This window comes from Streptomyces sp. NPDC031049, assembly GCF_055571015.1.
On record NZ_JBVIGC010000021.1, the window covers coordinates 1 to 12,802 of the forward strand.

Annotated in this window: 12 protein-coding genes and 1 riboswitch; of the genes, 5 read left to right on the forward strand and 7 right to left on the reverse strand. The window is 72.4% G+C overall.

The genetic code is table 11. The features are described from left to right. Nucleotides 1-124 precede the first annotated feature (124 nt). Nucleotides 125-559 carry a winged helix-turn-helix transcriptional regulator gene (locus ACZ45Q_RS28650; protein ID WP_468266539.1) on the reverse strand — a complete coding sequence of 145 codons (435 nt, stop codon included), beginning with the start codon at nt 557-559 and terminating at the stop codon, nt 125-127. 92 nt (nt 560-651) lie between these two features. On the opposite strand from ACZ45Q_RS28650, the gene ACZ45Q_RS28655 reads away from it, so the two are divergent. The 4 genes from ACZ45Q_RS28655 (at nt 652) to ACZ45Q_RS28670 (ending at nt 4,507) form a co-directional block, all read left to right on the forward strand. Next, nucleotides 652-1,506 carry an SDR family oxidoreductase gene (locus ACZ45Q_RS28655; protein ID WP_468266541.1) on the forward strand — a complete coding sequence of 285 codons (855 nt, stop codon included), beginning with the start codon at nt 652-654 and terminating at the stop codon, nt 1,504-1,506. A gap of 244 nt (nt 1,507-1,750) precedes the next feature. Then, on the forward strand, nt 1,751-2,743 hold the full coding sequence (gene rarD, locus ACZ45Q_RS28660) for an EamA family transporter RarD (protein WP_468266777.1): 993 nt from the start codon (nt 1,751-1,753) through the stop codon (nt 2,741-2,743). Between the two features lie 195 nt (nt 2,744-2,938). Continuing rightward, nucleotides 2,939-3,403 carry a VOC family protein gene (locus ACZ45Q_RS28665; RefSeq protein ID WP_468266543.1) on the forward strand — a complete coding sequence of 155 codons (465 nt, stop codon included), beginning with the start codon at nt 2,939-2,941 and terminating at the stop codon, nt 3,401-3,403. 153 nt (nt 3,404-3,556) lie between these two features. Continuing rightward, nucleotides 3,557-4,507 (forward strand): M28 family metallopeptidase, encoded by a 951-nt coding sequence (locus tag ACZ45Q_RS28670; protein WP_468266545.1) that lies wholly within the window; start codon nt 3,557-3,559, stop codon nt 4,505-4,507. Here ACZ45Q_RS28670 and ACZ45Q_RS28675 read toward each other — a convergent pair. From ACZ45Q_RS28675 to ACZ45Q_RS28695, 5 genes are all read right to left on the reverse strand, one after another. After that, nucleotides 4,504-5,592, reverse strand: a complete 1,089-nt coding sequence (locus ACZ45Q_RS28675) for a tetratricopeptide repeat protein (RefSeq protein WP_468266547.1) — start codon at nt 5,590-5,592, stop codon at nt 4,504-4,506. The two genes, ACZ45Q_RS28670 and ACZ45Q_RS28675, sit on opposite strands and share 4 nt — an antisense overlap. Nucleotides 5,593-5,815: 223 nt before the next feature. Further along, a complete protein-coding gene (locus ACZ45Q_RS28680) occupies nt 5,816-6,796 on the reverse strand; it encodes an ABC transporter permease (protein WP_468266549.1) in 981 nt (326 codons plus the stop codon). Then, complete coding sequence (locus tag ACZ45Q_RS28685) at nt 6,783-7,733, reverse strand: ABC transporter ATP-binding protein (RefSeq protein WP_468266551.1); 951 nt, start codon at nt 7,731-7,733, stop codon at nt 6,783-6,785. The genes ACZ45Q_RS28680 and ACZ45Q_RS28685 overlap by 14 nt, the downstream gene beginning before the upstream one ends. A gap of 71 nt (nt 7,734-7,804) precedes the next feature. Further along, nucleotides 7,805-9,025: a LolA family protein gene (locus tag ACZ45Q_RS28690; RefSeq protein WP_468266553.1), complete on the reverse strand. Its 1,221-nt coding sequence runs from the start codon at nt 9,023-9,025 to the stop codon at nt 7,805-7,807. 325 nt (nt 9,026-9,350) lie between these two features. Next, nucleotides 9,351-10,361 (reverse strand): polyprenyl synthetase family protein, encoded by a 1,011-nt coding sequence (locus ACZ45Q_RS28695; protein ID WP_468266555.1) that lies wholly within the window; start codon nt 10,359-10,361, stop codon nt 9,351-9,353. A 736-nt stretch (nt 10,362-11,097) separates the two neighbouring features. After that, a riboswitch (cyclic di-AMP (ydaO/yuaA leader) is annotated at nt 11,098-11,266 on the forward strand. A 4-nt stretch (nt 11,267-11,270) separates the two neighbouring features. Between ACZ45Q_RS28695 and ACZ45Q_RS28700 the strand changes: the two genes are divergently transcribed. After that, nucleotides 11,271-11,762 (forward strand): transglycosylase SLT domain-containing protein, encoded by a 492-nt coding sequence (locus ACZ45Q_RS28700; RefSeq protein ID WP_468266557.1) that lies wholly within the window; start codon nt 11,271-11,273, stop codon nt 11,760-11,762. A gap of 81 nt (nt 11,763-11,843) precedes the next feature. On the opposite strand, the gene ACZ45Q_RS28705 is transcribed toward ACZ45Q_RS28700, so the two are convergent. Then, nucleotides 11,844-12,650, reverse strand: coding sequence for an HAD family hydrolase (locus ACZ45Q_RS28705; protein WP_468266559.1), 807 nt, complete (start codon nt 12,648-12,650; stop codon nt 11,844-11,846). Nucleotides 12,651-12,802 lie beyond the last annotated feature (152 nt).

The window sequence follows — 12,802 nt, forward strand, 5'->3', positions numbered from 1 at the left end:
AACGACCAGCTCGACACCGCCGTCGAACAACACGGCAAAGGCGACCTCGCCGCCCTCCTCACCGGCAACGACACCTGGACCGTCGTCGGCTGACCGGCAACGTCCCCCGAAGAGGCCCGGGCCTTCACGCCCGGGCCTCTTCCTGTGCCCGGCCACGACCCGTGCCCCGGGCGCGGGCCCGGGTGTCGTCGTGCGTCCTGCGCGCCCGCTCCACGTCGGCCATGCGCCGCTGCGTCCACAGCGCCAGCCCGCGCACCTGTTCGGCCGCCTCGCGGCCGAGGCCGGTCAGGGAGTAGTCGACGCGCGGAGGGATCACCGGCTTGGCGTCCCGGTGGACCAGGCCGTCGCGCTGAAGGGTCTGGAGCGTCTGGGTCAGCATCTTCTCGCTGACCTGCCTGCCGCCGCCGCTCCCGATCGCCCGGCGCAGCTCGCTGAAGCGGTACGGGCGCTCCAGCAGTTCCATCAGGACCAGGACGCCCCAGCGGCTGGTGATGTGCTCGAGGACGAGGCGGTGCGGGCACATGGCCTCCGCCTCCACACCCGTATTACTTACTGCCATACCAGTACCTTACTTCAAAGTGGGTACTTTCCTTTGGTTAGCGCTGTCCGTAGGGTCGGTGACCGGACACACCCCCACCAGGAGTTCTGATCATGAGCATCGTCGTCACCGGAGCCACCGGACACCTCGGCCGCCACGTCGTCGACCAGCTGCTGGAGAAGGTCCCGGCCGGCCAGGTCACCGCCGTCGTCCGCAGTCCGGAGAAGGCCGCCGGCCTCGCCGAGCGCGGGGTGCGCCTCGCGGTCGCCGACTACAACGCACCCGAGACCTTCGACGGCCTGTTCTCGGCGGGCGACAAGGTGCTGCTGATCTCCGGCAACGAGTTCGACAAGGGGCGGGTGCGGCAGCACCGGGTCGTCATCGACGCGGCCCGGGCGGCCGGCGTCGCCCTGCTCGCCTACACCAGCGCCCCCGGCACCCTGACCGCCGCGCTCGCCGACGACCACCGCGCCACCGAGGAGGCGCTGCTCGCCTCCGGGCTGCCGTACGCGCTGCTGCGCAACGGCTGGTACCACGAGAACTACACCGAGAACCTCGCCCCGGTCCTGGAGCACGGCGCGGTCGTACAGGCGGCCGGCGAGGGCCGGGTCTCCTCCGCCGCGCGCGCCGACTACGCCGCTGCCGCCGTCGCGGTGCTGACCGGCGAGGGCCACGAGGGACGGACGTACGAGCTGGGCGGCGACGAGGCGTGGAGCTTCGCGGAGTACGCCGCCGAACTGAGCCGGCAGACCGGCAGGGAGATCGCCTACTCCCCCGTCTCCGTCGACGCCTACGCCGGCATCCTCGCCGGCGCAGGCGTTCCCGAGCCGCTCGCCGCCGTCCTCGCGGGGGTGGACGCCTCCATCGAGAAGGGGGAACTGGTCGTGCCCGGCGGCGACCTGTCCCGCCTCACCGGCCGCCCGACCACCCCGCTCGCCGACGCGGTCAAGGCGGCCCTCGCCGGCTGAGCCACGCCGCCGCCCCCCTCCGCCACGCGGACGTCACGACATTCCATCCCGGTGCCACGACCTCCGGCCCCGACTGTCACGGCCTCCACCCCCGGCTGTCATGACCGTATAGCGATACGGGCATGACAGCCGGGGGTTCTCGGCGCTACCGTCGTGCAGGCGCGCAGGACGTGAGAAGGAGGAGCCCGTGGCCGGGTCGTCGAAGGGGCTGATAGGGCCGGAGGGGTCCAAGGCGGAGCAGCGCATGGGCCTGCTGAACGGTTTCGCGGCGTACGGGATGTGGGGGCTCGTCCCGCTGTTCTGGCCCCTGCTGAAGCCGGCCGGGGCGGCCGAGATCCTCGCTCACCGGATGGTGTGGTCCCTCGCCTTCGTCGCCGTCGCGCTGCTCGTCGTGCGGCGCTGGGCCTGGGCGGGCGAACTGTTGCGGCAGCCGCGCAGGCTGGCGCTCGTCACCGTGGCCGCCGCCGTGATCACCGTCAACTGGGGCGTCTACATCTGGGCCGTGAACAGCGGCCATGTCGTCGAGGCCTCGCTCGGGTACTTCATCAACCCGCTGGTCACCATCGCCATGGGCGTGCTGTTGCTCAAGGAACGGCTGCGGCCGGCGCAGTGGGCGGCCGTCGGGACCGGCTTCGCGGCCGTGGTCGTCCTCACCGTCGGGTACGGACGGCCGCCGTGGATCTCCCTCTGCCTCGCCTTCTCCTTCGCCACGTACGGCCTGGTGAAGAAGAAGGTCAACCTCGGCGGCGTCGAGTCGCTCACCGCCGAGACGGCCGTCCAGTTCCTGCCGGCGCTCGGGTATCTGCTGTGGCTGACCGCGCAGGGCGACTCGACGTTCTCGACCGAGGGCCCCGGGCACGCGATCCTGCTGGCGGCGACCGGCCTGGTCACCGCGCTGCCCCTGGTCTGCTTCGGCGCGGCGGCGATCCGGGTGCCGCTGTCCACGCTGGGACTGCTCCAGTACCTGGCGCCGGTGTTCCAGTTCCTGCTCGGCATCCTCTACTTCGGTGAGGCGATGCCGCCGGAGCGCTGGGCCGGATTCGCGCTGGTGTGGCTGGCGCTCACGCTGCTCACCTGGGACGCCCTGCGCACCGCCCACCGCAGCGCCCGGGCCCTGCGGGCGGGCATCGAGGCCGGGATCAAGGCCCCGGTGGCCAAGCCGGCGGCGCCGGATGCGGCGGTGGCGCCCGGCGCGGCGGTGACGTCGCGGACGGAAGCGACCACGGGCAGGCAGTAGTTCGCCGGCTCCCTCCCTTCCGCTCTGCCCCGCCTCGGGGCAGGACGCGGGCCACCAGGGGCGGCTGCGCCGCGGCGCGTTGACGACGTCCAGCAGGCCGGGTTCCAGCGGGCGTCCGTGGGCGCGGTCCGCCGCGAGCACGGACAGGGCGTCCCGCAGCGCCCGTGCCCGGCCGACCTCCCCTATAAGTGGTACATGACGCAGACACCCACACCCGCGCACTGGAAGCTCGTGATCGACGCCGGCGACCCGCACGCCCAGGCCGACTTCTGGGCCGCCGCGCTCGGCTATCTGGTCGAGGACCACAGCGCACTCGTCGAGAAGCTGCTGGGTGCCGGAGCCGTGCCGGCCGAGCTGACCGTCGAGTCCCACGGCCGCCGGGCCTGGCGGGACCTGACCGCCGTACGGCACCCCGGCGATCCGTACGAGGAGGAGAGCGGCACCGGGCTGGGGCGCCGGATGCTGTTCCAGCGCGTGCCCGAGGCCAAGACCGGCAAGAACCGCCTCCACCTCGATCTGCACCCGGGCGAGGGGCGGCGCGAGGACGAGGTCGCACGGCTGGAGGGACTGGGCGCGAGCGTGCTGCGGCGGGTGCGGGAGCAGGGCGGCGAGTGGGTGGTGATGAGCGATCCGGAGGGCAACGAGTTCTGCGTCCACTGAGCGGGCGCGCGGGCCACCGATATGCGTGACACTGTGGCCGGATAACGGTCTTGACGGAGAGTCAGTCCCGGCACACCATCCAGGCACCCCATTCACCGGGACCCCTGGACGCACGACGCTCCGGGGGTCCTCCAGGAATTCGGAGCCCCCCACATGAAGCTCTCCGTTTCCGGGCGCGCGACGGCAGCCGGTGTCGTCGCGGTCGCCACACTGATGACCGGCGGTTCCCTGGCCGGTGCGGCGCCCTCGGCGGGGCCCTCGCAGGCCGCCGCGCCCGACATACCGATAGCCAACGTCAAGGCCCATCTGTCGCAGTTGCAGTCGATCGCCAGGGCGAACGGCGGCAACCGCGCCCACGGACGTCCCGGCTACCAGGCCTCGCTCAACTACCTGAAGGGCAAACTGGACGCGGCCGGGTTCACCACGACCGTGCAGCGGTTCACCGCCTCCGGCCGCACCGGCTACAACCTGATAGCCGACTGGCCCGGCGGCGACCCGAACCAGGTCCTCATGGCCGGCTCCCACCTCGACAGCGTCAGCTCCGGCCCCGGCATCAACGACAACGGCTCCGGCTCGGCGGCCGTCCTGGAGACCGCGCTCGCGGTGGCCCGCTCCGGGCACCAGCCCGCCAAGCACCTGCGCTTCGCCTGGTGGGGCGCGGAGGAGCTGGGCCTCGTCGGCTCCCGGTACTACGTCAACACCCTGCCGTCCGCCGACCGCGCGAAGATCAGCGGCTATCTGAACTTCGACATGATCGGCTCGCCCAACCCGGGCTACTTCGTCTACGACGACGACCCCGCGATCGAGAAGACCTTCAAGGACTACTTCGCCGGCATCGGCGTCCCCACCGAGATAGAGACCGAGGGCGACGGACGGTCCGACCACGCGCCGTTCAAGAGCGTCGGCGTGCCCGTCGGCGGCCTCTTCACCGGCGCCGGCTACCGCAAGACGGCCGCCCAGGCCGCCAAGTGGGGCGGTACGGCGGGCGTGGCGTTCGACCGCTGCTACCACTCCTCCTGCGACACGACCGCCAACATCAACGACACGGCCCTGGACCGCAACAGCGACGCCGTGGCCTACGCCGTGTGGGAGCTGTCCGACTAGCCGCGGACGCGGGCGCGTTCGGCGAGGCGGGCCATGCGGGCGCGGGCGGAGTCCAGTTGCTCGGCGTCGTCCGCGGCCGGGCCCTCCTGGGCCGTCAGCTCCGTCCACAGGCCGATCAGGTCGCGCCCCAGCTCCAGCCCGCACAGCGGGTCGCGTACGGCACGCCAGGCGGTCGCCGCGCTCTGGACGTTGCCGTACGCGGCCTCCGCGTCGCCCGCCCGGTGGTACCACCAGGCCAGCTCCAGCGAGAGGCGGTGGGCGCGGACCGGGTCGCCGGACAGATAGGCGATGTAGGCCGACAATTCCCGCAGCCGCAGCACCTCCGGGTGGTCCGGGCCGAGGGTCCCGGACGCCTGCTCCACGGCCTCGTGGGCGAGCCGCTCCGCCTCCTCCGTCCGCCCTTCCTTGACGGCCTCGTTGATCCGGGCCATCGGCTCGGCGAGCAGGGCGGGAGTGGTGCGGTCGCCGGGCGCGGTGAGCGGTTCGTCCCCGAGCACGGCCTCGGCGATCGCGTCGAAGCCGCGGGCGGGGGTCGGGGTGCGGGTGGAGGCCGGCTCGGGTGTCGCGGTCGCCGACGGGACGGCCCGCAGCGTGAACGTCGGAGCCGGCTCCCGCGCAGGCTCCCCCGCGGCGGGCAGGGGCGAGGCCGGCACGGGTACGGACTCCGCCGCGGCGGGCCGGGGCGTGTCCGGCACGGCTACCGGCTGGGCGGCGGCGGACCCGGGTGCGTCCGACGCCGGTACGGACTCCGCCGCGGCGGGCCGGGGCGTGGCCGGGGTGGGCTCGCCCGCGAGGTGGCTGGAGCCGTCCAGGTCGACGCGGAGCGGGACGACGTACCCGAGGCGTTCGTCGTGGACCGTGGCCAGGACGGGCCGCCCGGCGGCGAGGGCGATGCGGTGGAGGCGGCGCAGGACGGCGTCCTGTATGTCCTCGCCGTCCACGCCCGTGACCGGGACGCCGCCCACCAGGGCACCGTCCGCCGCGGAGCAGTCCGAGGAACCGCCCGCCGAGGCCGCGCCGAGGCTCTGCGCGGGCACCGGCACCCGGACCTCGATCGGTGCCGCCTCCGGGGCCGGACCGTGCACCGGGCCCCCTTCCTGCCGCCTCTCCTCACGGCTGAACCGAGCCATCTCGCCCCTCACTCTCACACACCGAGCCACCGGCCACACGCCTGATTCGAGTGTCTCCGTCCGGTTGGCCCGACGAGTCACCGTGGCGTCACAGGCTCGTCCCAAGTGCCTCGGTGGCCGACTGCCCGCGTGCCCGACTGCCCAGGTGGTCGTTCCGCACGTCGGACGACCGCGGGTGTCACGCCGTGATGTCCTTCGCCGTGAACCTCGCCCAGGCGGCGGAGCCGAACACCACCGCGTACAGCGCTTGCAGGCCGAGGTTCCTCACCAGGTCGTCCCAGTAGACCGGTTCGCGCATCAGGTCGGCGAAGGACAGCCAGTAGTGCGAGAAGAAGTACGGATGTACCGCCTCGAGCTGCGGTATCTGGCCGAGGATCTGAACGGTGATCAGCAGCCCCACCGTCGTGGCCATGGCCGCGACGCCGCTGCCGGTGAGTGTCGAGACGAACAGGCCGAGCGCCGCGAAGCCGACCAGTGACGCGGCGACGGCCAGGGCGATGAGCAGGGCTCGGCCCAGCCCCTCGGCGAACGATATCCGCGTGCCGGAGATCGTCGTCAGATCGCCCAACGGGAACAGCAGCGCGCCGGCCGCCAGGGCCGAGGCCGCGACCACGAGGGTGGCGGCCAGGCAGAAGGCGAGGACCGATGCGTACTTGGTGAGCAGCAACCGGGTGCGGCCGGCCGGGGCGACCAGCAGATAGCGCAGCGTGCCCGCACTCGCCTCGCCCGCCACCGCGTCGCCCGCGACGACCCCGACGGCCATCGGCAGGAAGAACGGAAGCGTGGCCGCCAGTGCCGTGAAGACCAGGAACAGCCCGTTGTTGGTCACCTGGGAGATGAACGCGGGGCCGCCCTGGCCCCCGCCGCCCCCCGCCGAGGAGCCGTCGCCCGTCTCGATCCTCACGGCGATCCCCACCAGCACCGGCACGGCGGCCAGCACACCCAGCAGGGCCAGCGTGCGCCAGCGCCGGAAGGTGGTCAGCAGCTCGCTGCGCAGCAGGCCCAGGCTCCACAGCGGGCCCGGCGCCCGGGTGCCGCCGGCGCCCGCAACGGCCTTCGCGCCCCCGGTGGCCCTGGCGGCCTGCGTGGTCGCGACGGTCCTGGCGGCGTCGGTGGCCCTGGCCGGCTCGGTGGTCCCGGTGGGCTCAGCCTGCGACATCGAACCCCTCCCCCGTCAGCGCCACGAACGCGTCCTCCAGGGAGGCCCGCTCCAGCCCGAAGCCGCGCACGCGCACCCCGGCCGTCACCAGGGCGGCGTTGACCTCCGCGAGGTCGCGGTCCGGCGGCTCCGCCGTCACCCGGTCCTCGGCGGCGACCACGTCCCCGGCGCCCTGCTCCTTCAGCACCCGGGCCGCGTCGGCCGGGTCCGGGGTGGTCACCACCAGCCGGCCGCGGGCGCCCGCCGCCAGTTCGCCGACCGGGCCCTGGGTGATCAGCCGGCCCTGCGCCATCACGGCGGCGTGCGTGCACACCTGCTCGATCTCGTCCAGCAGATGGGAGGAGAGGAAGACGGTCGTACCGTCGGAGGCCAGCTCCCGCACCAGGGTGCGGATCTCCCGCATGCCCTGGGGATCGAGCCCGTTGGTCGGTTCGTCGAGGACGAGGAGGCTGCGCGGCTGGAGCAGGGCCGCCGCCAGGCCGAGCCGCTGCTTCATGCCCAGCGAGTACGCCTTCGCCTTCTTGCCCGCGGCGGCCGTGAGACCGACCCGGTCCAGCGCCGCCGCGACCCGCTCGCGCCGGGTGCGCGGATCGGCCGTCGGGTCGGCGGCGTCGTAGCGCAGCAGGTTGTCGCGGCCGGACAGGAAGCCGTACAGGGCCGGGCCCTCGATGAGGGCGCCGACCCGGGGCAGCACGGCTCGTGCCGCCCCCGGCATCGGCCGGCCCAGCACCCGGGCGGTGCCCGAGGTGGGCGCGATCAGGCCCATCAGCATGCGGATGGTGGTGGTCTTGCCCGAGCCGTTCGGGCCGAGGAAGCCGAAGACGCTGCCCGCCGGGACGGTCAGGTCGAGACCGTCGACGGCGAGCTGCCCGCCGCGGTAGCGCTTGGTGAGCCCGCGGGTGGCGATCACGGCGTCGTCCCCGGCCGGTGCGCCCATCGGCTTCCTCCCCTCGTCGTGCGCGCACGCTCGGGCGTGCCCGGATGTGTGTGCGTCTTCGTGCCCGCGGGTCAGTTCCCCGCGTCGGCGGCCTTGACCAGTGCCTCCTTGGTGACGGCGCCGACGTAGACCTTGCCGTCCTCGGTGACCAGGGCGTTGATCAGACGGGTCTTGAAGACCGTGCCCGAACCGAAGGTGCCGGTGACCTGGTCGCCCAGAGAGTTCAGGAAGCCGCCCAGGTCGCCGCCGGCGCCGCCCGCGGAGCCGGTCGGCAGGCCCTGCCCGCCGGTGTCGAAGGCGGCGACCGAGTTCCAGCCCTCGCCCAGAACCTCGAGCCCCTGGAGGTCCTTGGCGAGGTCCTCCTCGGCCTTCTGTCCGTGCTCCGGCGCCCGGGACCCGGCGTCCAGCTCGCCGTCCTCGGTGACCTTCGCGCCCTTGGGCGGGGTGAAGTCGAAGGTCGAGGCGGCCGGCTCGGCGAAGTCGACCTGGGTGAAGCCGGCGTCCACGACGGCGGCGCCGCCGCTCGCCGGGGTCAGCGTGAACTTCAGCGGCATCCCGGTCTCGGCGTCCACGGCGACGGTGATCGCACCGACCGTCGTGCCGGACTGCTTGGGGTCGATGACGAGCCGGTAGGCGTCGCGTCCGGCCACCCGGGCGGTGCCGTCCACGGTCACGGACGTGGTGTCGTCGGCCGCCTTCAGCGCCTCCTCCGCGAAGTCCTTCGGAGTGGCCGGCATCTCCTCGCGGGACTTGTCGGCCCGGTCGGAGACGGTGGCGTGGTAGACCTCGTTGGACTTGCTGTCGTAGCCCCAGACGTCCTTGCCGTCGTGGATCAGGCTGTACTCGGCGGCGTCCTGGAGCAGGGACACCTTGTGCCGGTCGGGGCCGTCGACGGCGACCCGCAGCGTGTGCGTGCCGGAGGCCAGCTCCGTCAGACGGGCCGACGGGTCGGCGGCCGAGCCGTCCTCCCGGCCCGCGCCGGGGCCACCGGACATCAGGCCGCTCTCCAGACCGCCGAGGTCCGGCAGCCCGAGGTCGGTGCTGATCTTCACCGTGCCGGAGAGCTGCTCGACGTCCGACTCGGCTATCTTCTCGATGAGTTGCTGCGCGGTGATCTCCGGCAGGTCGGGGTCCCCGGAGTCGGCGATCGCGGGAACGAGCCCGATCGCGGCTGCCGCCACGCCCATCACCGTGACCGGGACGACGTACCGCGCGGCCTTGCGCCGCCGCTCCGCCCGGCGCTCCTCGTCCTGTCCGGCGGTCGTGATGCCGTCGGATTCGTACGGTGCCATGTGTGCCCTACCTCCGTCGTCGGCGGCGGCTGACTCGAGACCTCGCACTCGTCCACCCCTTGTGCCGCCATTCTCACCCGAATCGGTGAGGAGTGGTGTTTTCCGTGGTGTCCATCTGACCAAATCGGCCGCCGCGAAGCGTCAGCCCGCGGAGCCAACTCCGCGTACTGCTGGGGTATGACACCGAGGGAGTGAACCTCCCCCGACCAGTAGGGGTCTCGTGGCGCACGTCACACGTGCGGGAGGGGAAGGGGGAGCAAGCGGAAGGGGAAGCGGGAGAAGAAGGGGCGGACGCGAGAGAAGAAGGGGGCGACCGCGGCCGGGATCAACCCGCCCGGTGCACCACCGCGTCGCACAGTTCCACCAGCGCGGTCTTGGCGTCGCACTCCTTGAGCGGGGCCAGGGCGGCGCGGGCCTCCTCGGCGTAGCGCACGGTGTCCCGGCGGGCCTGCTCCAGCGCGGGGTGGGCGCGCAGCCGGCGCAGCGCCTCCGCGTGGCGCGCGTCGTCGGTGAGGTCGGAGTCGAGCAGCTCGCACAGGGCGAGGTCCTCGGCCCGGCCCAGCCGGGCGGCCCGCTCGCGCAGCCGCAGCACCGGGAGGGTCGGGATGCCCTCGCGCAGGTCCGTGCCCGGGGTCTTGCCGGACTCATGGGAGTCGGAGGCGATGTCCAGCACGTCGTCCGCGAGCTGGAAGGCGACGCCGAGCCGCTCGCCGTACTGGGTGAGCACGTCCACGACCGTCTCGTCGGCCCCGGACATCATCGCGCCGAACCGGCAGGAGACGGCCACCAGCGAGCCGGTCTTGCCGCCCAGCACGTCCAGGTAGTGCTCCACCGGGTCACGGCCGTCCTGCGGCCCCGCCGTCTCCAGGATCTGGCCGGTGACCAGGCGCTCGAACGCCAGGGCCTGCACCCGGACCGCCTCCGGGCCGAGGTCGGCGAGGATCTGCGACGCCCGGGCGAACAGGAAGTCGCCGGTCAGGACCGCGACGGAGTTGCCCCAGCGGGTGTTCGCGCTGGGCACGCCGCGCCGCACGGCGGCCTCGTCCATCACGTCGTCGTGGTAGAGGGTGGCGAGGTGGGTCAGCTCGACGACGACGGCCGACGGGACGATCCCGGGGGCGTAGGGGTCGCCGAACTGCGCCGAGAGCATCACCAGCAGCGGACGGAACCGTTTGCCGCCGGCCCGCACCAGGTGCTGGGCGGCCTCGGTGATGAAGGGCACCTCGCTCTTGGTTGCCTCGAGCAACCCTTCCTCGACAGCCGCCATCCCGGCCTGGACATCGGCTTCCAGAGCCTGGTCCCGCACGCTCAGCCCGAACGGCCCGACGACGGTCACGAGGGGTCTCCTGTCTGCTGGTGTCTACTGGCGGTTACCCGGTTTGTCGATAGGTCGCTGCCATCACTCGAGTCAGCGTATCCGGTCACGTTTCGATCACCGCTAGCGCCCACCGCTACAGGCCGGTCGGTATCGGATCATGAACGGTATGTTTTTGATCAGGTGATATGAGCAAATTTTGATCGATATCGACGGGCGCGCGCGACCGCGACGCGCATCCGGTACCCGGGACGCCCACGGCGACACGCCGGCATCCGGGCGCGGCCCGGGAGCCTCGACGCGGCAAGGCATCACCCACCCCCACGCGAAGGATCGCCCGTACGTCGCCCCCGGCCGCCCTGGCCTCCCACCGAAGATCACTCTCCCCCTCCGCGTCCCCTTCTCCAACGCCCGGCCGTCCGTGAACGTCACCCGCGCGAGGCGCACGCCGTCGATCCCAAGCACGGGTGGGCGGTTGAGGGATAGTTGGGCGCATTGCCCGATTTGCCACGCTTGTTGAGGCGGGTGAAATGGCTCACGCGCCACACCCGGCGCGCCACCACCCCGCACCACCCTGCCTCCCGCTGCCCGTACGTCAGTTGAGCCTTGCACTCGCAAAGGATCAAGCATCCCAAAGGCGATGGATCATGGGCAAAGGGCGGGTTGTGTGAATCCTGCACTTGTTCCGGACATGTGCCCTCGCATACGTTCCCGGCCTGTCGGGCGGACGCCGAGTCCTGCCACCGCCCGGACGGACAACCGACGACCGACCAACTCACGCACGGCAGGAGCGGGGGACCCAGGTAAGTCGCCGCGCCGGTCGCCGACCGGAGCGGCTCGGGGTGAAGCCACGCCCGTCAGGGCGCGGCCGGGCACCTCCCGCCCGAACCCGACAGCTCACCTCGCAGGCGTAGGAGAGGAACCTTTCGCATGCCTGCAACCGGCACCATCCGCCACGCCCGGATCTCGCGCATCGCCCGCAAGCTCACCATCGCCGGCACCGGCGCCGCCGTACTGGCGCTGCCGCTCATCGGCGCGACCAGCGCGTCCGCCGCACCGTCGGCCGCCCCGGCCGCCGCGCCCGCCGCGTCGACCGCCTACTCCAACAACCTCGACGGCTGGATCCGCCAGGCGCTCGACGTCATGGCCCAGCACGGCATCCCGGGCTCGTACCAGGGCATCCACCGCAACATCATGCGGGAGTCGTCCGGCAACCCGTACGCCATCAACAACTGGGACATCAACGCGATCAACGGCACCCCGTCCAAGGGTCTGCTCCAGGTCATCGACCCGACCTTCCGGGCCTACCACGTGCCGGGCACCTCCTGGGACCCGTACGACCCGGTCGCGAACATCACGGCGGCGTGCAACTACGCGGCCGACCGGTACGGCTCGATCGACAACGTCTTCGGCCCGTACTGAGCAACGGGGACGGCCCGTCACCCGTCACTCCACGACCGACTCACCCCCGTGGAGACGGACTCATCGCCCATACGAACGGGCTCAGCCCCCATACAGTCGTTCGAGGACGACGGCGATGCCGTCGTCCTCGTTCGACAATGTGACCTCGTCCGCCACCGCCCGCAGCTCGGGGTGGGCGTTGGCCATCGCCACTCCGTGGGCCGCCCAGTCGAACATCGGGATGTCGTTCGGCATGTCGCCGAACGCGATCGTCCGCCACGGGCTCACCCCCAGCCGCTCGGCGGCCAGCGCCAGACCGGTCGCCTTGGTGATCCCGCAGGGCTGGAGCTCCACGGTCCCCGGTCCGGACATCGTGACCGTCGCCAGCGAACCGACCACCGCGCGCGCGGTCGCCGCCAACTGGTCGTCGGACAGGTCCGGGTGGCGCAGCAGCACCTTGCTGATCGGCGCGCTCCACAGGTCGTCGCGCCGGCCGACCCGCACGGCGGGCAGCGTCGGGTGCGGCATCAGGTAGCCCGGCTCGATCAGTGTCAGTCCGTCGACCCCGTCCTGGTCGACGGCCGCGTACACCTGCCCCACCTCGGCCTCGATCTTGCCCAGCGCGGTCTCCGCCAGCTCCCGCTCGAGGGTCACCGACCACAGCAGGCGGTCCGCCCCCGCGTCGTACACCTGCGCACCCTGCCCGCACACCGCGAGCCCCGTGCAGCCAAGGTCGGCGAGGAGCGGCCGGACCCTGGGCGCCGGTCGTCCCGTCACCACCAGATGCCGCGCACCCGCCCTGGCCGCGCTCGCGAGCGCGGCGAGCGACCGGTCGGACACGGTGTCGTCGCCTCGGAGAAGCGTTCCGTCGAGGTCGGTGGCGACGAGGGCATATGCGGTGGGGTCCATGATCAGAGAATACGGACATCGCGTCCCCCCGACTCACCCCCGGAACGCTTGGGCACAGGAAGGCACCGCTCGCGGACAACAACAGGCGCACACGAGGACGTTTGTGTCCGAATACTGACGCATCGGGGGCTACAGCCGATTAAAGGACTGTG